This is a genomic window from Pusillimonas sp. T2 (assembly GCF_002236805.1).
Classification (GTDB): Bacteria; Pseudomonadota; Gammaproteobacteria; order Burkholderiales; family Burkholderiaceae_B; genus Neopusillimonas.
Window position 1 is genome coordinate 42,573 of sequence record NZ_NIQA01000009.1, and the last position, 21,300, is coordinate 63,872.

Annotated in this window: 20 protein-coding genes; 9 read left to right on the forward strand and 11 right to left on the reverse strand. The window is 54.8% G+C overall.

Annotation, left to right across the window (positions count from 1 at the left end):
- Positions 1-8 precede the first annotated feature (8 nt).
- Positions 9-1,259 (reverse strand): flavin-dependent oxidoreductase, encoded by a 1,251-nt coding sequence (locus PuT2_RS12935; protein ID WP_093971408.1) that lies wholly within the window; start codon positions 1,257-1,259, stop codon positions 9-11.
- A 197-nt stretch (positions 1,260-1,456) separates the two neighbouring features.
- Between PuT2_RS12935 and PuT2_RS12940 the strand changes: the two genes are divergently transcribed.
- Positions 1,457-3,925, forward strand: a complete 2,469-nt coding sequence (locus PuT2_RS12940; protein ID WP_173862544.1) for a DNA internalization-related competence protein ComEC/Rec2 — start codon at positions 1,457-1,459, stop codon at positions 3,923-3,925.
- 442 nt (positions 3,926-4,367) lie between these two features.
- On the opposite strand, the gene PuT2_RS12945 is transcribed toward PuT2_RS12940, so the two are convergent.
- From PuT2_RS12945 to PuT2_RS12965, 5 genes are all read right to left on the reverse strand, one after another.
- A complete protein-coding gene (locus PuT2_RS12945) occupies positions 4,368-5,699 on the reverse strand; it encodes a TRAP transporter large permease subunit (protein ID WP_093971410.1) in 1,332 nt (443 codons plus the stop codon).
- On the reverse strand, positions 5,696-6,214 hold the full coding sequence (locus PuT2_RS12950; RefSeq protein WP_093971411.1) for a TRAP transporter small permease subunit: 519 nt from the start codon (positions 6,212-6,214) through the stop codon (positions 5,696-5,698). The genes PuT2_RS12945 and PuT2_RS12950 overlap by 4 nt, the downstream gene beginning before the upstream one ends.
- 143 nt (positions 6,215-6,357) lie before the next feature.
- Positions 6,358-7,461: a TRAP transporter substrate-binding protein gene (locus PuT2_RS12955; protein WP_254047008.1), complete on the reverse strand. Its 1,104-nt coding sequence runs from the start codon at positions 7,459-7,461 to the stop codon at positions 6,358-6,360.
- 71 nt (positions 7,462-7,532) lie between these two features.
- A complete protein-coding gene (locus tag PuT2_RS12960; protein WP_093971413.1) occupies positions 7,533-7,922 on the reverse strand; it encodes a RidA family protein in 390 nt (129 codons plus the stop codon).
- A gap of 31 nt (positions 7,923-7,953) precedes the next feature.
- Positions 7,954-8,568, reverse strand: a complete 615-nt coding sequence (locus tag PuT2_RS12965) for a DUF1989 domain-containing protein (protein ID WP_158214045.1) — start codon at positions 8,566-8,568, stop codon at positions 7,954-7,956.
- 195 nt (positions 8,569-8,763) lie between these two features.
- On the opposite strand from PuT2_RS12965, the gene PuT2_RS12970 reads away from it, so the two are divergent.
- Positions 8,764-9,558: a GntR family transcriptional regulator gene (locus PuT2_RS12970; RefSeq protein WP_093971415.1), complete on the forward strand. Its 795-nt coding sequence runs from the start codon at positions 8,764-8,766 to the stop codon at positions 9,556-9,558.
- A gap of 295 nt (positions 9,559-9,853) precedes the next feature.
- Here the strand turns inward: PuT2_RS12970 and PuT2_RS16175 are convergent, their stop codons facing one another.
- Entirely contained in the window at positions 9,854-9,985 is a 132-nt protein-coding gene (locus PuT2_RS16175) for a hypothetical protein (protein WP_256387485.1), read from the reverse strand.
- Positions 9,986-10,021: 36 nt separating this feature from the next.
- Between PuT2_RS16175 and PuT2_RS12975 the strand changes: the two genes are divergently transcribed.
- Positions 10,022-10,870: a PHP domain-containing protein gene (locus PuT2_RS12975; RefSeq protein WP_093971416.1), complete on the forward strand. Its 849-nt coding sequence runs from the start codon at positions 10,022-10,024 to the stop codon at positions 10,868-10,870.
- 27 nt (positions 10,871-10,897) lie between these two features.
- Here PuT2_RS12975 and PuT2_RS12980 read toward each other — a convergent pair whose 3' ends face one another.
- Together PuT2_RS12980 and PuT2_RS12985 are read right to left on the reverse strand one after the other, a co-directional pair.
- Complete coding sequence (locus tag PuT2_RS12980) at positions 10,898-11,713, reverse strand: BPSS1780 family membrane protein (protein WP_173862545.1); 816 nt, start codon at positions 11,711-11,713, stop codon at positions 10,898-10,900.
- A gap of 87 nt (positions 11,714-11,800) precedes the next feature.
- Positions 11,801-12,769 carry a homoserine kinase gene (locus PuT2_RS12985; RefSeq protein ID WP_093971417.1) on the reverse strand — a complete coding sequence of 323 codons (969 nt, stop codon included), beginning with the start codon at positions 12,767-12,769 and terminating at the stop codon, positions 11,801-11,803.
- 179 nt (positions 12,770-12,948) lie between these two features.
- Here PuT2_RS12985 and dusA point away from each other — a divergent pair, with 179 nt between their 5' ends.
- A complete protein-coding gene (dusA, locus tag PuT2_RS12990; protein ID WP_093971418.1) occupies positions 12,949-13,893 on the forward strand; it encodes a tRNA dihydrouridine(20/20a) synthase DusA in 945 nt (314 codons plus the stop codon).
- Between the two features lie 100 nt (positions 13,894-13,993).
- Here dusA and PuT2_RS12995 read toward each other — a convergent pair whose 3' ends face one another.
- Both PuT2_RS12995 and PuT2_RS13000 read right to left on the reverse strand, forming a co-directional pair.
- Positions 13,994-14,461 (reverse strand): CBS domain-containing protein, encoded by a 468-nt coding sequence (locus PuT2_RS12995; protein WP_093971419.1) that lies wholly within the window; start codon positions 14,459-14,461, stop codon positions 13,994-13,996.
- Positions 14,454-15,794, reverse strand: a complete 1,341-nt coding sequence (locus PuT2_RS13000) for a YihY family inner membrane protein (RefSeq protein WP_254047005.1) — start codon at positions 15,792-15,794, stop codon at positions 14,454-14,456. Before PuT2_RS13000 ends, PuT2_RS12995 begins: the two co-directional genes overlap by 8 nt.
- 50 nt (positions 15,795-15,844) lie before the next feature.
- On the opposite strand from PuT2_RS13000, the gene PuT2_RS13005 reads away from it, so the two are divergent.
- The 5 genes from PuT2_RS13005 (at position 15,845) to leuC (ending at position 21,293) form a co-directional block, all read left to right on the forward strand.
- Entirely contained in the window at positions 15,845-16,276 is a 432-nt protein-coding gene (locus tag PuT2_RS13005) for a DUF2069 domain-containing protein (protein ID WP_093971420.1), read from the forward strand.
- The gene (locus PuT2_RS13010) at positions 16,273-17,775 is read left to right on the forward strand and encodes a YdiU family protein (protein ID WP_093971421.1); all 1,503 of its coding nucleotides are present in this window, start codon (positions 16,273-16,275) and stop codon (positions 17,773-17,775) included. Before PuT2_RS13005 ends, PuT2_RS13010 begins: the two co-directional genes overlap by 4 nt.
- Positions 17,776-17,858: 83 nt before the next feature.
- Positions 17,859-18,917: a chorismate synthase gene (gene aroC / locus PuT2_RS13015; protein WP_093971422.1), complete on the forward strand. Its 1,059-nt coding sequence runs from the start codon at positions 17,859-17,861 to the stop codon at positions 18,915-18,917.
- 43 nt (positions 18,918-18,960) lie between these two features.
- On the forward strand, positions 18,961-19,791 hold the full coding sequence (locus PuT2_RS13020) for a M48 family metallopeptidase (protein WP_093971423.1): 831 nt from the start codon (positions 18,961-18,963) through the stop codon (positions 19,789-19,791).
- Between the two features lie 101 nt (positions 19,792-19,892).
- Entirely contained in the window at positions 19,893-21,293 is a 1,401-nt protein-coding gene (gene leuC / locus PuT2_RS13025; RefSeq protein ID WP_093971424.1) for a 3-isopropylmalate dehydratase large subunit, read from the forward strand.
- Positions 21,294-21,300: the final 7 nt, after the last annotated feature.

Consider the following 21,300-nt stretch of genomic DNA (forward strand, 5'->3'; position numbering starts at 1 on the left):
CAGCCCGTTCAGGCGCGCTTCAGTGCTTTCGGGTCGAACCCGGCAATGCGCTTGTAGCGTGTAGATACCTCTTCCAGTTCGTCGGGTGACACAACATCGTGAATGTGTGTAAAGCCCTCGGGCGCGCGTTCATGCGCCATCTGCATAACTTGCTCTGGCCCATTCAGGCGGTTACGCAGGATCAGGCCTGTAGTGGGTGGAACACGGTCGGCCTCGTACTCTTTTAGCGCAGCAGGCACGCTGCGATGTTTGCCCGAAACCACCTTTTGCAGGTGGTCGGCCAGGCAACGGGCGTCGAGAATGGCTTGCGCCGAACCATTAGAACCAATGGGGTACAACGGGTGCGCCGCATCGCCTATTAACGTCGTGTGCCCAAATGACCAGCGCGGCAAGGGGTTCTTGTCGACCAGCGGGAACTCGTACACGGCATGTGTACCGGCGATCAGGGCAGGAATATCGATCCAGTCCCACTTCCAGCTTTGGAACGGGCCCTCGAACACGCTTTTATCGACGCCGCGATTCCAGTCGGTTTTACTCAGGTCGTAGTCGGGTACGGTCAGTTCCGCGATCCAGTTAATGGCCGTCTTACCGGCCGGCGTCTGGTCGTCCAAAATGGGGTAGGCCACAAATTTGACGTCGGGGTGGCCCGCCATGAACATGGTCTTGCCATCCAGAAACGGTGTCGTGTAGGTGACTGCACGCCACAAAATACGGCCCGAAAACTGGAAGTCGTCATTGGCGGGGTAAAACTGTTTGCGCACCGCCGAATGAATGCCGTCGGCCCCGATGAGTACATCGGCTTTCACGGTGTGGCGTGTGTTGGCTTCGCGGTTGACGAAGCAGGCGGTGACGCCGTCTTCATTATCCTGAACCGATTCAAACGTCATGCCGGTATGTAGTCGGTCGGCGCCAAGGCGTTCGATAACGGCTTGGGCCAGCAGTATTTGCAGTTTGCCCCGATGAATGGACAACTGGGGTACTGGGTAGCCGGCAGCCAGGCCACGTGGTTCTTGCCAAATTTTTTGTCCGTGGCAGTTGTAGTAGTGCAGCGCCGACGTGGCCACCGCGTTGTTACTTAGTGTCTCCAGCAGTCCCAACTGGTCCATTTCGTTGGCGGCGTGGGGCAGCAAATTAATGCCCACACCCAAAGGTTTAAGCTCGGGAACGCTTTCGTAAATCTCGCACTCAATGCCGCGGGCATGCAGCATCAGTGCCAGTGACAACCCGCCAATCCCCGCACCCGTGATGATGACTTTCAATTTTGTTCTCCGTAAATGACGGCGAAATCATAACAAAAGCCGGCGGGTTTGCCGGGGTGGGCAAATGAGCGCGTTGGTGCGCCTTGTCATGCCTGCCGGCGGTTAGCCTGTGCAATTTGGAGTACGACAGGGTGAGAGGGCGGTTGTGTGCGCTAGCAGTACTGGGGGGAACGGCAGCGGCACATTTGTTGCCCCGTATGCCGACGTTGGCCGAATGGGGCACGCTCGTGTTGATGTGCCTGCTTACCGGTCGCGTCGTGCCGACGCGATGGCGTTGGCTGCTATGGGTACTGTGGACTGGCATCTTCGCAGTGGGTATCACAGTCGTGCGTGTCGAATACCGGTTGGGCGATCGACTGGCGGCCGCCAACGAAAACAGGGTGTCGCGCGTTGTGTTGCGCATTGCTGGCTTGCCGAAACTGTCGGCTGACGGCCGACAGTTCGAGGCCGAGGTGCTGTCGTCGCAGCCTGAAGGCGTACCGCGACACATTATGGTGACATGGAACGCGCCGGGATACGCTGGTGTTTATGGCCGAAGTAGCGCGCCGCCAGCCGAGTTTCCGGACCTGATACCGGGGCAGGTGTGGCGTATGGCACTGACCTTGAAGTCGCCGTCGGGCGCCCGTAACCCATCGGCCTTTGATTATGAAGCTTATGTGTTCAGCCACGGAATAAGGGCGTTGGGGGCGGTACGTGGCCGGCCGGCCTACATGCGCGACGACGGCTGGGTGGGCATTCCGGGCAGCGCGCAGCGTGCGCGGCATTACGTACGCGAGGCCATGAGGCCGTATGTTGATGGCCTTCGGTATGGCGGGGTGTTGTTGGCGTTAACGATCGGCGACCAGGCCAGTATTGGGCCTGCCGACTGGATGATTTATAACCGCGCAGGTCTGACGCATTTAATTTCAATCAGCGGAAGTCACATCACCATGATTGCTGCCATAGGCGGCTTAGTGGTGCTGGCCCTATGGAGGCGTGCGCATTGGCGGGGACGTGGTTGGGCTGAGCGGGTGCCTGCACAGGTGGCTGCAGCCGTTGCCGCACTGATTGTCGCCTGGCTGTATTGTCTTTTGGCCGGTTGGGGGGTACCTGCTCGGCGAACTTTTCTGATGCTGGCAGTGGTTGCAGCAACTCAAATTCTTCGGGTGCCATTGTCCCTGTCGCGTTTGTTGGCGCTGGTCGCCGTGATCGTCGTGATGCTAGACCCTTGGGCGCTTTTTGCTACGGGCTTTTGGCTGTCTTTTGGCGCAGTGTATGTGCTGATGGCCAGCGCCCAATGGTGGGGGCGCCGTGCGGCCGGCTTTTCCCAGGGGCGCAGGGCCACGGTTTGGTCTGCTGTGTATATGGCAACGGGACTGCAACTGGCCATTACGGCGGGGCTAATGCCTTTGCTGGCCTTGTTATTCAACGATGTATCGTTGGTGTCGCCACTGGTGAATGCTTATGCGATTCCGGTGGTTAGTTTTATCGTAACGCCCTTAGCGTTGGTGGCCGCTGCGGTATCTATAGCGCCGGGTCTGGAAGCTATCGCGGGACTGCTGGTATGGGTGGCACATGGTGCGATGCAGTTAATGATGATGCCCACCGAGATGTTGGCGCAGTGGTCATGGGCCAGCGTCTCGGTAGCGTCTGGGCCTAAGATACTGACGGTGTTGGCAGTTGTCGGCTTATTGGTGGCGATCGCGCCCTATGGGCTACCGCTCAGGGCATTGGGTTGGGCGTTCATGGCGCCGGCATTGTTTTGGGTGCCTGCCCGGCCGGCGCCTGGCAATTGGTCTTTAGTGGCGCTTGACGTAGGGCAGGGTAGTGCCCTGGTGGTAAAAACCGCGACTCGTACGCTGGTTTTTGACACCGGCGTGCGGCATGGGCCCGACGCCGACGAAGGGGCGCGTACCGTGGTGCCTTATTTGCGCTCTGCTGGTGTTCGATCCATCGATGTGCTGGTGGTGTCGCATGCAGACATCGACCACGCCGGCGGTGCGTTGTCGTTGCTCAAAGCCGTTTCTGTAGGGCAGTCGTACACCTCTTTTGCGTTGGATGCCTATTTAGCCCAATCGCAGCGCCTTCTGGGTGACAGTCAGGGGGTCAATATGCCGCTGGCGCTGACGACCTGTGCGTACGGGGCTAGCTGGCGCGTTGACGGCGTGACATTTTCGTTTTTGTGGCCCTTGCCCGAACAGCAGCCAGAGCGACGGCGTGCGGCACCAGAGGCGCCCAGGCCGTCGGCTGACAAGAATGTGCGTTCGACTTCAGGCCAGCGTAACCGAAACGCCTGTGTACTGCAGATTCAGGGCCAGCATCATAGTGTGTTGTTGACCGGGGACATCGGTGCCGCAGAAGAGCGTCGTTTACTGGCGCGAGGCTTGGGGCCGACCGATGTCGTGGTTGCTCCGCATCATGGGTCGCGGTTTTCATCGTCGCAGGCTTTTGTCCAGGCGACGCGTCCATTGCATGTCATTTCACAAAATGGTTGGCAGAATCGGTACGGTCACCCCGCGCCGTCTGTACAGCAGCGCTGGGAAGCTGCAGGCGCACAGTTTTGGCGAACCGATTGGCATGGTGCCTTGACAGTCGACTCAACGGCTGAGGGCCTGCGTGTTAAGGCTGAACGCGTGCAGTATCGTCGCTACTGGCAGCGCAACGTGGCGCTGCCCGATGGCGATTGAAAAGAACTCATATTCGCCATTTAAATGGGCAATTAGCATATGTATTCCCAAAAATTACTGCTAGCCTCGGGTGCGCGAAGTGCTTCAAATTATTGATTTTCGGAGCATCTATCCGCTCTTGTTGTTAGTCAAAGTCGTTCACGAGGCGTAATAGCGCTTAAGTAACCGTAGTAACAAATACGGGTGCGATTAAATAGTGTCTGAACAAAGCGGGCTGCATAAGTTTTATTGCTCAAACGCCCAAAGTGCCTAACTATGAAGGGCTTGAATAAGAGGCGACGAGCGCTACTCTAAGCAAATTGGCTGGCTAGTTAAACTGGGGGCAATACCACCATTCGGCTGTGGCGTCATGATGGTGCCCCCAAGAAACATCAAAGCAACATTTGATAACGAGAAAAGCAAGTCTTAGGACAAACTTAAATCTGTCAGCCCAATACCATGACTACCCCATCATGAGGCTCGGTAACCAAGTGACGATCGGCGGAAACAACATAACAGCCGCAAAAACCAGCAACTGTAATACTAAGAAAGGAATCACACTCTTGTAAAGATCCATCATTGATAAATCAGGCGGTGCCACGGCTCTGAAATAGAAAATAGACAACGCAAATGGAGGGGTAATGTAGCCTAGCTGCAAAAACAAAATAACCAACATGGCAAACCAAATGGCATCAAAACCCAGTGCCATCGCAATTGGCGTAAATAAAGGCACCACCAAATACACAATACCGATCCAGTCAAGGAACATGCCCAAGACAGTCACGGTTAGCAACATTAACAATAGTATGCCCCAGGGACCAAACGGCATACTCATCACAAAATTTTCAACTACCTCATTTCCGCCAATTGATGCGAATGTTGAAATGAACGTCACCGCACCAACTGTCATTGTCAAAATCATGCAGGTGGTTTTAAGCGTGGAAACGAGTGCATCAGACAACTTCGGAAGGGTAAGGCTGCGATAACCAAGGCCTAATACAAGTGCCGCACTTACGCCTACCGCCGCCGCTTCTGTGGGTGTAGCCATACCGAAAAAAATGGTTCCGAGGACTGCCATGACAATTAATAAGGGCGGAATAATGGCAAAGATCAGACGCGGAATTCCAACACGCTTTATTTCTGCCTTCTTATCCTCCGCGCTAATGGGTGGACCTAGCTCAGGGTTCAAACTACAACGTACCACTACATATATCGTATATATCAATGACAATAGCAAACCTGGAATAATAGCTGCCATGAACAGACTGCCAACCGACACGCCTGCAACCGGTCCATAAACAACAATCATTATGCTAGGGGGAATCAAGACACCCAGCCCTCCACCCGCACAAATGACACCAGCAGCTAATTTTTTATCGTATTTTCGTTCAAGCAAGGAGGGTAAGCTCAAGGTCCCCACAGTAACAACAGACGCGCCAACCACGCCAGTTACCGTGGCAAATATAGTAGCAAAGGCGTTAGTTGCAATTAACAAACCACCCCGCAACCTACCAAACAATACATATAAACTGCTGAATACGCGATCACCCGCCCCAATGTGCTGCATGATATTGCCCATTAATATAAACAATGGAATAGCAAGTAATACATTGTTTGTCATGGTGCTGAACATACTGTTAATAAGTACGCCAACATAACGGTCGCCAAATAAAATAACACCGAAAAATAAGCCAACCGCTGTGAGGATAAAAGCAAGGTAGTAACCTAACGTAATGCCTATGACGACAGATAAAAACATCAAAATAATCGTCATTTCCGGAGTAAGGAAATTCATTCGGCCAGCTCCACTTTTTTGGTTCGCAATGTTTGCACATCCTTACAGAGCTCGGAGATCACTTGCAATATAAGTAGGGCAACAGCAATCAGAATAATTGTTTTGAACGGATAAATAGGCGGCAACCAGAAACTGCCACTTGCTCTTTCCGAACGCTCCCAAGATCGAATCACCCATGGAACCAACTTATACAGCAAGATACCAAAAGCGGGGAAAAACACGAGCAGTGAGAGCACGATATCAACTAAAGCTCGAGTTTTTTTACTCCAACGAACGTAGAGCACATCAACTCGCACATGTGTTTTAGTTAGTAAGGTATACCCCATGCCTAAAGCAAAGAACGAACCACCTAACATATAACTCATGTCGAATGCCCAGATGGTGGGCTGGTTAAAGATATAACGCATCGCCACTTCATAACAATTTATAAAAGCTAACAGCAAGACAAGCCATTTAACAATGCTTGCCACACCACTGTTCAGTGCGTCGATGGTTCGAGATATGGCGGTGAGCACGTAAGAGCACTCCTTTGGGTCATTTGGTGAGCAATTAGGGCAACTTTAGTTGCACCATTTTGTCCTGTTGCAGAGAAGGAAGCCCTCAGGTACGACGCCCGGGAGCTTCCTATCTTTTGCCGGCATACGTTCTTCAAAGAAACTTAGTACTTAATCTCCATGTACTTTTGCAGCTCTTCATACATCTTCTTGTATTCCATTTGCGACTCATAAATTTTCTTGAACAACGGATTCTGTGCGCTCTTCTCTTCGTAAAGCCCGTGTGCCAGTTTCGCAATTTGCTGCATGATCTCTGGCGACAGTCGCTCAATTTTGGTACCGTGGGCTTTGAACTTTTCTAATGCTTCAACGTCCTTAACAAGCGCATTGCCCAAACCCTCCAGAACCGAAGACTTCGCAGCCTCTTCAACAATGGCTTTTAAGTCATCTGGCAACGCTTCCCACGATTCTTTGTTAATTAAAAGCTCCATTAAAGAAGTGGGTTGGTGAATACCAGGCACATAAGCGTACTTGGCCACTTCATGCATACCCGACACATAGTCTGACTCTGGATTGGCAAACTCAGCTGCGTCGATCACGCCACGCTCTAACGCACCGTAAATTTCAGACCCTGGCAAGGTCACTACTGATGCACCGAGGCGCGTTAGAATTTCGCCCCAATAACCCACGGTTCGGAATTTCAGGCCTTTGAAGTCATCCAGACTATTGATTGGTTTGTTTGTCCAGGCAAAAATTTCTGTGTTGTTAATACCTGCCGCACCTACATAGCCAAAGTTGTAATCGGCGTAGGCTTCTTTCCAAAGCTCTTGGCCTGGCCCGTTGTACAACCACATAATGTATTCAATAGCTGTCAGGCCAGCTGGTACTGCTGCAAAGAAAGGCGAGACGGGTTGGTTACCAACCCAATAAAAGGCGGCCGAAAATGATGCGTCGATCACGCCGTCTTCGGTTGCATCGAACACTTGCAAGCCGTTAACAATCGAACCTGATGGCAAGCTTCGGATTATCAGGCGACCATTACTCATCCGTTCGACTTTCTTGGCGAACTCGTCGGCTTGCCGCTGGATTTCAAGCCCAGGCACCCAGGTTGACTGCATGTTCCAGCGTATTACCTTGTCGGATTGCTGTTGAGCAAACGCCGACCCGGTTAGGGCAAACGCGCTGAGAAACGCACCACAGACTACTTTTTTGATGTGTGCTCTTAACATAATACTTTCCCCCTTTAGAGAATTAACCGTAACCTGCACCAAACACAGCAGTCCTACTGCGCCATGCACTGTGTTGAAAAAAACAACGAGTTAAACCACACCTTTGATACTTATTGGCTCCCGCCTATATAGCCGCTGCAATTGATCTCAATTCGCATCGGTGGATACACATTAGGAGAACCTACGCGCGACACTTCAATAAGCGTTGAGCATGGGAAATCTCCGGTGAAAAATTCACGCCGAGCCCGCCAGACCTCAGTGTTTTCATCCAAATTATTAACAAATATCTGCATGGCCATAATGTCGTCCATTCGCCCGCCGGCTTCCTCAATCAACGATTTAATAACGCCGAATACCGTTGTGGCTTGCTCATACATGCTGTTGCCCTCGGCAATAATGCCAGATACATAAAAATGACCGTTGTTGTGTACCTTGATGTTGGTCCAGGTATGAACTGGGGGTGGCGGTAGGTTTTTAGGGTTGTATGATTTATAAGACATAAGACCTCATTATAAAAAACAACGTTATGCTTCAAACGGATTGATAGATTTGCACTTTGATATCGGTAATTTGGGAGCCGCCGATTGGATTTAAGTCCATTGGACATGCCGAGATCGCCCCAATAATGTCTTGCAGTGCCTCTAACAATATATAGTCACCCGCTTTGGTTAAGCATGGCTTTTGAGTCAACGTACCGTCCGGCTTTATTTCCGTACTTTGGAATAAATTAAACGGCTCGAGAAAAAGGTCTCGACCAATTCCATAAGGTTGCAAAGCTTCCTCAAAGTTGGCAACACAGCTGCGGTGATTAGCGACACCATAGTCAACGAGATAACGTTGCTCATCACAAGCAGGAATCAACAAATCATGTGATGGCGAGATGTCTTCGATAACTTTCAGCATGGGATGACGCCTTGAGCTGCGAAGCTCATCGCCTACCCGAATAGCCAGTGATTTCAGGGAAATAAGGGTGTGAGGTGGTGACAGCCGTTCTTTGTGATCGTGCTGGTTAAACGCAAAGAAATCGGCCACTTGCCCGCCTTCAAGATCTATCACCTCTAAAAACTGGCCTTTTTTCACCTCGAATGCTCGGGCATGCCCACCAGGAACCACAATTTCCGAAATTAATTTTGTGCCTTCTTTCATCACAATCCCTAAAGTCTGAAAATGTATACATTCTTTGCAAATTACAGGAAGGTAGAAATAGGCATTAACCCTAGTCTTTAATTTTTTTTTCATTAAGTTGTTGATATTTATATATAAATGTAGATTTTTCGGTATTGATTAAGTCGTAAATTAACGGCTAAACTTTGTATACGATTTAAAAATCAACATTAGAGGATGGAATCCAACGGCATAAGTCGGTCGAAACACCCTTCGGTATACAAGCTGCTGGCGATCGACTTACAATCACGAACGACCAAACATCGTGTCGGGCGTGCTTTTGCCGCCTTTAGCCTAATGACCAAGCCGAACGTCAAAAGCAACGCAACATTACCTACCGTTATCTATAAAAAACTGCAGTCTGCAATTTTTAACGGGCTTTTCAAGCCTGGGCAGGCGTTACGTCAGGAAGATATTGCGGCCTACCTGGGTGTCAGCCGCAGCCCCCTGCGTGAAGCCCTGTCGCGGCTGGAGGCTGATGGCATTGTGAGGTCGCGCCCGAATCGCGGCTATGCGGTTATCTCGCTCGAAGCCGAACAAATTGAAGAGGTGTTTGATTTACGTTGTTTGCTTGAAACAGAACTCGCGCGTCGCGCTATTGTTAAACGTACGGAAGCCGATATCGGCAAGGTTTATCAAATCGCGCACGAAATGTCGGCGCTTCCGCAAGTTGCTGACCCAGACAGCTTTGCGCATTGGCACGATATTCACACCAGTTTTCACTCTGCTTTATTTGAGCCGTCCAAATGCCCACGGCACTTGGAAGCTTGGCGGCATTCGTATAATCTAGTTGAGCTTTACACGCGCACTGAAAGCCGGCTCACCGGCAACGTTAACCAGCCGCAAGACGAGCACATACAGTTGGCACAAGCGTTCGCATTGGGGCTTGTCGACAAATTCGTAGAACTCACCAAAAACCATTCCACGCATACGCGTGACCGTCTGCTGAGGGTCTCCGCCAGCGCGAAATAAGTAGATCTCACGAGATTGGGTTTGGAAGTTGAAGCTCGTGACTAGGTGCGGTTTGCCCAAATGCGCCATGTGTATTGCTCAAAGCAATCTCCCGCACTAACCTGAATTAAAAAACTTTTGCCGCGTCACGGCCAGCGACGTATTTAACCTGGCTACTAGTTAGGCAGAATCACGAGGTTCCCGGGGATATTGCACTGGTTAGGAAAGTCCCATCCCTACGGACGATTAATGGAATTGGTGTGATGCTTCACGGCAAGACTGGTCCTGAACGTGACGGATTATGTACGGTGGCATGTTATTCGTTTTTCTTTACTCCAATGCCGTCTTGAATGCCGAGCGCTTCCAGCATCACCGCTACTGGCAGCGCAATGTCGCTTTGCCCCATGGTGACTGAACCCGGCCTGTATAAATATAGAAAAGAACTCATATAAAATGAATTTTCAATTGCCCCAGGACACCTTCAATGGCTGTAGCCGCACCCCTTAACGTCGACCTTCACTGTCACTCATCGTTTTCCGACGGCGTGCTCGCGCCCGAGGCGCTGGCGCAGCGCGCGTGCAAGCAGGGGGTGCAGGTGTGGTCTTTAACCGATCACGACGAACTGGGTGGATTGGGGCCGGCGGCCAAAGCAGCGGCCGACCATGGCTTACTGTTCATCCCTGGGGTAGAAATTTCGGTGTCGTGGGCGCGTCAAACCGTGCACATTGTGGGGCTGAATATCGACCCGGAAAACGCCGGTCTGGTCAATGCTTTGAACGAGTTGCGCGGCTGGCGCGAAAGCCGTGCCCGCGACATGGGCGACAAATTGGCTACTTTGGGGTTTGACGGCTGCTATGAAGGCGCCTTGACCTATGCCGACAACCCGCAATTGCTGAGCCGTACGCATTTTGCGCGCTACATGGTAAGCCGGGGCTGGTTCAAGACCATGCAAGAGGTGTTCGACCGCTATCTGGGCGATGGTAAACCGGGTAATGTACCTACCCGTTGGGCCTCGCTTGAAGACGCCGTTGGCTGGATACAGGCAGCGGGCGGGATGGCGGTTATTGCGCACCCGGGCCGCTACAAGTTTGACGACACCCAGTTCGATGCCTTGTACGGGGTGTTTCGTGACGCTGGGGGGCAGGGTATTGAAGTGGTCACGGGCAGCCACCGGCCCGACCAGTACGCCACTTACGCGCAAATAGCAAAGCACTATGGCTTCAAGGCGTCGCGCGGGTCCGACTTCCATTCGCCAGACGAAAGCCCGGTCGACCTGGGCGCTTTGCCCCCGTTGCCGCAGGGTTTAAAGCCGGTATGGGCCGACTGGGTGTAGGGCGCAGGCATGGCCTGTGGCCTGGGCCTAACCCGCGTTAGGCGGGGTGTGCTCGTCGGTAGGGGTCAGGTCGTTCTGACGGGCGTAATTATTGCCGAAAACACTCATGTAGGTTGGGTAAAAGCTACAGTACAGCACGGCGGCAATCAACAGATTGACGGGGGTCATGAGCAGTTGTGCGGTGGCGGCCGACAAGCCCAACTGCATCAAAAAGCCATCAGCAAACTGGGCGCCCAAGAATATTACGGCCCAACTGACGCCATACAGCAAAAACGGCCATTTATTGCGCCAGCAGGCTACCATCGAAAAGAACAGCGCTTGCGTCATGCGAATATGATGCCAGCCCACTAGCGCCGGGGCATGCCAGAAGAAGGCCGAAATCAGTACATAAATAACAGCAAATGTAATAAATGGCCCCTGTACGGCCTGCAGTAATGCCGCTTCGTCGATGCGACCGTCGGTATTAACGGCCGCCATCAGGCTGTCTAAAAAGGGTACGGTGGCGATCAGGCCGCCCAGCAGGCAGCAAGCCAAGTAGGCTAGCCCTAGCCGAAACAGCCCCTTGCGGGCGACGGCGTCGCGCATGGGGGCCAGCCACATGCCGGGCATTATTTGCCGTCCGGCTTCGATGTGACGGCACGCGTTCAAGGTAATAAAGGTCAGCGACGGCATAGCGGCAATAAGCGCCATCTGGCCGAACAGGGGAATAAGGTAGGTGATGGTAATCAGCAGCCCCGTAACCAGGCTCCAGAAGAACATGGCCATGGGCTGGCGCTTGAACAGCTGGATACCGTCGTTGATCCATTGCCAACCGGCGGAGTAAGGAAGAATGGCGGCTTGCATGCGCGGTAAGTTTCCAGTTACGGTAAAAATTGTCGGTGCCCGGGCAAAAACGCCAATGCGCTGTTTTAACCCAGAGCGCGTTGCCGTTTAACCTGTCAGTGCAGGGGCGTGGGCACGGCGAGCAACAAGTACGCGCTCGAAGTGGGTGGGGTCGTGCGGCTTTAGGGTTTGGGCAGGCCGGGGCAAGAAAAAATCGTACAGGCGCGATACCCAGAACCGCAGGGCAGCGGCTTGCAGCATAAACGGCCAGGCGGCTTTTTCGGCATCGGTAAAGGGGCGGACAGCCGCATAAGCCGATAGCCAGGCGTTGAGCTTTTCGGTGTTGAAACTGCCGTCGTGGCGGTTGATGCACCAATCGTTGACGCTGACGGCTACGTCGAACAGCCAGGTGTCGCAGCCGGCAAAGTAAAAGTCAATAAAACCGCCCATGCGGGGGCTTTCGAACGTGCCGTCGAACAAAACGTTGTCGCGGAACAGGTCGCAATGGGCCGGGCCCGAGGGCAGTTGCTGGTAGGTGCTGGTTTGCGAGAATTCTGTTTGTTCGCGCAATACTGCCTGGATAAGCTCGGTCTGTTCGCCGTTTAAAAACGGCAGCACCTGGGGAATAGTGGCTTGCCACCAGGCCAGCCCACGCAGGTTGGGCTGGTGAATACCGAACGACTGCCCGGCCAGGTGTGTGCGGGCGAGGGTTTCGCCAGCCAGCGCGCAGTGGCGTGCGCTGGGGTCGGGCTCGTAGCCGCCATTCAGGCGGGTAACAATGGCGCAGGGTTTGCCATGCAGTTTGCCAATACGCAGGCCGTCGCAATCGGTTTGCGGTTCGGGCACGGGTATGCCCTGTTCGGCCAGGTGGTGCATCAGTTCGATATAGAACGGCAACTGTTCAAAGGTCAAGACCTCGAAAATGGTCAAGACATATTCGCCCTGTGTGGTCGTTAAAAAATAATTGGTGTTTTCGATACCGGCGGTGATGCCGCGCAACGAGACCAGTTCGCCCAGCGAATAACGGGAAAGCAGGTGTTGTGCGTCGGAGTCGGAAACGGGGGTAAAAACGGCCATGGCGCGAATAAAAAATTTAAGGTTGCGTCGTCAAAGGGCCGATTTTAGTCTACCCGCTGCAGCCTGTGACCCGCAGGCGTTAAAATTTTAGGCATTCTCTTCAAACAGGTCTTGTTGTGACGGATTTTTCAGGCGCCATTCGGCGCGGGCACCCGGGCTGGCGCTTGTGCGTCGCCCCTATGATCGACGTAACCGATCGCCATTGCCGGTTCTTTCATCGGTTGCTGGCGCCGCATGCCCGTTTGTACACCGAGATGATTACGACGGGTGCGATTGAAAACGGGCAGTTGCCGCGCCTGCTGGATTTCGACCCGGCCGAACACCCGGTGGCCCTGCAGCTTGGCGGTAGTGAACCCGATGCGCTGGCGCGCGCTGCCCGCATTGGCGAGCAGTGGGGCTACGACGAGATCAACCTGAACTGCGGTTGCCCTTCAGAACGGGTGCAAAAAGGGGCGTTTGGTGCTTGTTTGATGGCCGAACCCCGCTTGGTGGCCGACGGCATCAAGGCCATGCAAGATGCAGTGTCGGTACCCGTTACTGTCAAGCATCGTCTTGGCCTTGATTACAACGAATCGTATGATTTCGTGCGCGACTTTGTGGGCGAAATCTACAACACCGGATGTCGAGTGTTTATTGTGCATGCGCGTAATGCCGTGCTTAAGGGGTTAAGCCCGAAAGATAATCGCGAAATTCCGCCGTTACGTTACGAGGTGGCGACGCGACTGGGCGCCGATTTTCCCGATGCCGTCGTGGTGCTTAACGGGGGCATTGCGCAAGCCGAACAGGCTGTGGGTTTGCTGGATCAATTCGATGGCGTGATGCTGGGGCGTGCCGCTTGGCACGACCCGGGGGTGTTGTCTGACATCAGTCGGCAATGTTGGCCCGAAACCCCAGTGGGTACGCGACAGGCCGTTGTTTCGGCCATGATGAATTACGCCGCCCAGCAGGTGGCCAGGGGGGTGCCGCTACGGGTGGTGGTCAGGCCGATGCTGGGATGGATGACAGGGCTTTATGGGGCGCGTCGGTGGCGCCGTATGCTGTCTGACCCTAACCTGTTGCGTGCAAACGACCCGGCCGTTATTGCAACCGCGTTGGCTCAGGTCGAGGTACCCAGCGGGCAGTAGTAACGCACGCAATGCACGGTGACAAGATATACAGCGTATTTTCGTGTAGTGGCAGGCATCACAATGCCTTAAAGCAAACGGGGGCATGTTGCCCCCGTTTTCATACCTTATCGTCTTCCGGGTCTTCCTGGCCTTCGGGCCAGTCGCGTATGTAAGCCTTGAGCATTTTGTTTTCAAACTTTTGCGCGGCCACAATGGCTTGGGCCATATCGTAAAACGAAATCACCCCCAGCAGCACCGGGCCGTCCATGACGGGCATGTAGCGCGCGTGCTTGTCGAGCATGAGCCGCTGGACTTCGTCGGCGCTGGTGTTGGGCGTTACGCTGACGGGAGCGTCGTCCATGACGCTGCGAATGGTGAAATCGCCAATCAGGCCGTTGTTTTTGGTGAGGTGACGAATGATTTCGCGAAAGGTGAGCATGCCGACCAGTTCACCGTGTTCCATTATGACCAGCGAACCGATGTCTTGTTCGGCCATGGTGGCCAGCGCCTGGTTGATAGGGGTGTCGGGGGTGGCCGTGTAAAGGGTATTGCCTTTAACGCGTAGAATTTCACTGACTTTAAGCATGGCTTGCCTCCGTGGGCTTTTCTGGTTTTGTTGAATTATTCTGCACTATTCCGGGGCTTTCGGGTATAGCGATTTCCCCGTTCAGTACGTCTTCAATACTTATTTTTTGTTGGGCCGCCAGAGCGATCGATACTGCAGCGGCCAGGCTTGGGTCGTCGGCCAGGCCGTTTTGGCCGCGCTCTATCAGTAGTGCGTCAATCAGGGTGCCTAACTGGGCTTCGCGCAAGTCGCAGGCCAGCACCCAGCAATCTTGGCCTTTCTTTTGCGTGGGCACGACAAACCCCAACTGCTTGAGGGTGGCCAATACGTTAGAAAGTTCGTTGTAGTGCAAACGTAAATGGGCCCCCAGAAAACGGGTGCTGCGGCCGGGTTCGCCACTTGCCTGTGTACTGCGCAGCAGACGGATGATACGTATGGCGTCGATGAACGTGGCCCCGGGCCGGCGTTGTTCGGCCCAGCGGCGAAGGCGCAAGCTGGGCAAGGTGGCGGCAACCGTTGCGCCAAACAAAATGGCCAGCCACGACAGATAAATCCAGAGCAGGAAAATAGGCAGGGTGGCGAAAGCCCCGTAAATAATGGTGTACGACGGAAACTTGGTAATGTAGAGCGCAAACCCCGACTTCATGGCTTCGAGGACGATCGCGGTACCAAAGCCGCCGGCCAGCGCATCGCGCCAGAATACATGTCGGTTGGGGACGCAGACAAACAAGGCGGTAAAGGCCAGCCCTGTAATGAACATGGGTATAAACGACAGCCAGAAGCGCACGCTCGACGTGATATGCCCAACGTTGAATACGGCCTGTTGGGCAAGATACGACGTGACCCAAAGGCTGGCCCCGGCCAGCACCGGCCCCAGCGTAATAATGGCCCAGTACACCAGTATGCGCTGCGGTAATGGGCGCTGTTGCTCTACCTGCCAGATGTCGTTTAACGCGGTATCGATGGTCATGATCAGCATGACCGAAACCACCAGCAAAAACACAGTGCCCACGGCTGTTAGCCCCGAGGCCTGCGCGGCAAACTGGTTAAGGTAGCGCATGACAGTGTCAGACACCGTGGGCGGCATCAGGCTGTTGACCAGGAAGTTTTCAAGGGCTTCGCGAAAGTCGGCAAACAGCGGGAACGCGGTGAACAGGGCCAAAATTACGGCCAGCATGGGCACAATGGCCAGCACCGTAGTGAATGTCAGGCTGGATGCCACCTGCGTCAATTTTTTTTCGGCGGCGCGTTGCATGGCGTAGTGCAACACTTGCCGGGCATCGCAGCACCATTGGCCCAACCTTTTTGAAAGCGGGTCGGCAGCGCTACGGGATTCGGCTTCTGGTTTTGTCATTCGGTGATTGCGTTCATGACGAAGATCGGCATTCGGGTAATAATACCAGTATGAAACCCCAACTTAATCCTGTTTACCGCTACGGTGCCATTGCGTCGTTGGTGGGCCTCATCGTATTGTGTCTGGTTTGGGAGCTTGGCCTGGCCCCGTTGCGCCCGGGCGGCTCTTTGCTGGTGCTTAAAGTATTGCCTTTATTATTGCCCTTGCGCGGTGTGTTGAAGGGTAGTGTGTACACGCTGCAATGGGCGTCCATGCTGATTTTGCTGTACTTCATGGAGGGGGTTGTCCGGGCTTATTCCGATCCGTCCCCATTGTCGGCCATGCTGGGCGGTGTCGAAATCGTGTTGTCGCTGGTGTTCTACCTGTGCGCCATTTTGTATGTCATGCCGGCCAAAAAGGCTGTCAAGGCCGCTAAAAAGGCTCAGGCCGCGGCTGGGCAGGGCGCCAATAACTCAGGCAATTCGGCATCGGGCGTCAAATGAATACTTCCAGCTCGCCGTTTGGCCGGTTAAATGTCGGTAATTCGTTCGCTAATTTGCCGGGCGATTTTTACACCGCGTTGCCAACACAACCGCTGGTACGCCCGCGGTTGCTGCATGCTAATCCTCAAGTGGCTCAAATGCTGGGCTTGTCTACAGCCGACCTGGCCTCGCCCGGCTTCCTTGATGTGGTCGCGGGCAATCAACCCTTGCCGGGGGGCATGACCCTGGCGGCGGTGTACAGCGGGCATCAATTTGGCGTGTGGGCCGGCCAATTGGGCGACGGTCGGGCGCATTTGCTGGGTGAAATCATCACAGATCAGGGCCCTTTCGAGCTGCAACTGAAAGGTTCGGGTATGACGCCTTACTCAAGGCGCGGTGACGGCCGGGCGGTGGTGCGTTCGTCGGTACGCGAGTACCTGGCGGCCGAGGCCATGGCCGGTCTGGGTATCCCGACGACACGCTCGCTGGCTCTCGTTGTTGCCGATGATCCAATCTATCGCGAATCCGTCGAAACGGCTGCAGTTGTTGCCCGGGTGTCGCCCAGCTTTGTCAGGTTTGGCTCGTTCGAGCATTGGGCCAATCATCCCGAACATTTAAAAGCGCTGTTCGAGTACGTCGTTCAGCGGTTTTACCCGCAATGCGCTAAAGCATTGCCTACCGACGACGCGCTGGGTGGGGCCAACCCACTGCAAAATATGGCGCTCAAGTTTCTGGGCGAGGTTGTGCGTCGTTCGGCTCGTTTGGTGGCCGATTGGCAAACCGTTGGTTTTTGCCATGGCGTCATGAATACCGACAACATGTCGGTGCTTGGCCTGACGCTCGACTATGGGCCCTATGGGTTTATGGATGCCTTCCAGGTCAACCATATTTGCAACCACACCGACACCCATGGCCGGTACGCCTGGAATGTGCAGCCATCGGTCATGAACTGGAATCTTTACCGCTTGGCCAGCGCCCTGACGGGGCTGGACATCGAACCTGACGCCCTTAAGGCGCAGCTGCAAGAGTTCGAACCGGTGTTTTTGCAGGCCTACCGGGCGAACCTGGTGCGCAAGTTTGGCTTGACCTACTGGGACGAAGACACCGATGCGCAATTGGTTGACGACTGGTGGCGCTTGCTGCACACCCAGTCTGCCGACTTCACCTTGTCATTTAGATATTTGGCACAGGCCCCGCAAGACCCGGCATTGTTTTTGTCCTTGTTTACCCAACCCGATGCCGCCCAGGCCTGGCTCGCACAGTACACCGCAAGGCTGGCGACCGACGACCAAAACCCCGAGGCCCGTGTAGCCCGCATGAACGCGGCCAACCCGTTGTATGTGCTGCGTAACCATTTGGCTCAGCAGGCCATCGACGCCGCGCTGCGCGACGACGCTACCGAAATCGAAACCTTGCTGATGCTGTTGCAAGACCCGTTTACCGAGCGGCCCGGTTTCGAGGCGTACGCGGCCCCGGCGCCCGATTGGGCGCGCGGTCTGGCGGTAAGTTGTTCGTCATAATGCAATAATCATGTTCTGTTCCTGGGTGGCCTCTGCGTGGCTCGCTCATATACCGTTGACCCTATTCAAAAATACCGCTAATCATGTCCGGCAATACTCTAGGCAAGTTGTTCTGTGTTTCTAATTTTGGCGAATCGCACGGCCCCGCCATTGGCGCTGTCGTCGATGGCTGCCCCCCTGGGCTGGCCCTGTCGGTCAATGACATCCAGGCCGAGCTCGATCGCCGTCGTCCGGGCACATCGCGTCATGTGACACAGCGCCAGGAGGCCGATCAGGTTGAGATTTTGTCGGGTCTGTACGAGGGGGTGACGACGGGAACACCGATTGGTTTGCTTATCCGTAACACCGACGCCCGCAGCAAAGACTACAGCAATATTGCCGATACTTTCCGCCCTGGCCACGCCGACTACGCCTACTGGAAAAAATACGAACATCGTGATCCGCGCGGTGGGGGCCGGTCGTCGGCGCGCCTGACGGCGCCTACCGTCGCTGCAGGGGCTATTGCCAAAAAGTGGTTGGCGCAAACTTACGGTATCAAGGTTCGCGGCTACATGAGCCAGTTGGGCCCGGTTTCCATTCCATTTCAAGATTGGTCGCACGTTGAGAACAACCCGTTTTTTGCGCCCAACGCCGACATCATCCCCGAGCTCGAAGCGTTCATGGATCAGCTGCGTCGCGACGGAGACTCGATCGGTGCGCGCATCGAGGTCGTTGCCGAAGGTGTGCCTGCAGGGTGGGGCGAGCCGTTGTACGACCGTCTCGACGCCGATATTGCGCATGCCATGATGGGCCTGAACGCGGTTAAAGGGGTATCAATCGGGGCTGGTTTCGGTTGTATCACGCAACGCGGTTCCGAGCACGGCGACGAAATCACACCCGATGGTTTCGAAACTAATCACGCAGGTGGTGTGTTGGGCGGTATTTCGTCGGGTCAGCCCTTGCTGGTGTCGTTGGCCATCAAACCTACGTCCAGCATCCGTGTCGAGCGTCGTTCGGTTAATCGCGCCAACGAGCCTGTGCAAGTTCAAACGTTGGGCCGCCACGACCCGTGCGTAGGCATTCGCGCAACCCCCATTGCCGAGGCCTTGCTGGCTATTATTCTTATGGATCACGCGCTGCGCCATCGCGCCCAGTGCGGTTAGCGGGCTACTGTTGCTGTTTGTATTGGTGTGAAGGAGATTGAAAATGAAGTCTGTTGCCATCCGTCGTTTTCTTTCTGCTGGGGCAGCCGTGCTTGCGCTGACGCTTGCCGGTTGTGCCGCTGTTCAAACCACCAATTCGGGTGCCGTGGGCATCCAGCGGCAGCAGTATATGTCCAGCCTGGTGTCCGAACAGCAGTTGCAACAAGAGGCTGCCTCGCAGTACAGCACGCTTATTTCTCAGGCGCGCGCGCAAGGGGCGCTTGATGTCAACGCGGCGCAAACCCGCCGTGTACAGGCCATTGCCCAGCGGCTGATTGCCCAGGTCGGTGTGTTTCGCCCCGATGCTGCGCAATGGAACTGGCAAGTTCATGTGCTCAAATCAAATGAAGTGAATGCCTGGTGCATGCCAGGCGGCAAAATCGCCGTTTATACCGGCCTGATCGACAAATTAAATGCGTCCGACGCCGAACTGGCCGCAGTCATCGGCCACGAAATTGCCCATGCCTTGCGTGAGCATGCTCGCGAGCAGGTGTCGCAGCAAATGGCTGCCAATATTGGGTTGTCGGTACTGGCGGCAGTTACCGGTAGTCAGGCCTCGGCCGACCTGGGCGGGGCACTTACCAATGTCATGTTTACTTTGCCCAACAGCCGTACCCACGAAATCGAGGCTGACCGTATGGGCGTTGAGCTGGCCGCGCGTGCCGGCTACGACCCATATGCAGCGGTTACCTTGTGGCAAAAAATGTCGGTGGTAAGCGGCGGGGCGGGGCAGCCTGAATTCTTATCAACGCACCCGTCGGCCGACACGCGCATCGCCGATTTGCAAAACATTGCTGCGCAAATGATGCCGTTGTATCAGCAAAGCCGCCGCTAGGCTGGTACTGCTTATACCAGTATATCTACTGCACTTGTACTAGCTTTCTGCGCTGTCATAATAAACGCGTAGCCTTCTTCAAATTACTCAAGAGTCTAGTCATGGCCCAAACACTGTACGACAAATTATGGTCTGCACACGTTGTGCACGAAGAAACCGACGGCACCTGTCTGCTGTACATCGACCGACAGTTGTTGCACGAAGTCACCAGTCCCCAGGCTTTCGAAGGCCTGGAACTGACCAGCCGCAAACCTTGGCGTATCAGCGCCAACTTGGCCGTGGCCGACCACAACGTGCCCACTGCCGGGCGCGACCAGGGTATTAAAGACGACATTTCTCGTCTGCAAGTCGAGACGCTGGACAAAAACTGCGAAACCTTTGGCATTACTGAATTTCGCATGACTGACCTGCGCCAGGGTATCGTGCACGTGATTGGACCCGAGCAGGGTGCCACGTTGCCCGGCATGACGGTGGTCTGTGGCGACTCACACACCAGCACGCACGGCGCGATTGGCGCCCTGGCGTTTGGTATTGGTACGTCAGAAGTCGAGCACGTGCTGGCCACGCAAACCTTGCTCATGAAAAAGAGCAAGAACATGCTGATCAAGGTCGAGGGCGAATTGCCGCGCGGCTGTACCGCCAAAGACCTCGTGCTGTATGTCATTGGGCAAATCGGTACGGCCGGTGCTACGGGTTATGCCATCGAGTTCGGTGGTAGCGCCGTGCGCAGCCTGTCTATCGAAGGCCGCATGACAGTCTGTAATATGGCCATCGAGGCCGGTGCCCGTTCGGGTATGGTCGCTGTCGACGACAAAACCATCGAATATTTCCGTGGCCGTCCTTATGCCCCCAAAGGCGAACAGTGGGATCAGGCCGTTACCTACTGGAAAACATTGCACAGCGATGAAGGCGCGCATTTCGATCGCGTGGTTGAATTGAAAGCGGCTGATATTCAGCCCCAGGTAACCTGGGGTACGTCGCCAGAAATGGTGTTGCCCGTCGACGGCCGCGTCCCCGATCCGGCGCTCGAGTCCGATCCTGTGCGTCGCAGCGGTATCGAGGGTGCGCTTAAGTATATGGGGCTCGAACCTAATACGCCCATCACCGAAATTCGCCCCGATGTCGTCTTCATCGGGTCGTGCACCAACTCGCGCATCGAAGACATGCGCGAAGCGGCGGCGGTTGTGCGCGGCAAGCGTGTTGCCGCCAACATCAAGCAGGCGCTGGTGGTGCCAGGTTCGGGGCTGGTCAAAGCCCAGGCCGAACAAGAAGGCCTCGATAAAATTTTTATCGAAGCCGGCTTCGAATGGCGCGACCCGGGTTGCTCGATGTGTCTGGCCATGAATGCCGACCGTCTCGAGCCGGGCGAGCGTTGTGCGTCAACTTCAAACCGTAACTTCGAAGGGCGTCAGGGGCAGGGCGGTCGTACCCACCTGGTCAGCCCGGCCATGGCAGCTGCTGCGGCGGTAGCCGGCCATTTCGTCGACGTTCGCGCTATTTAAAAGAGGT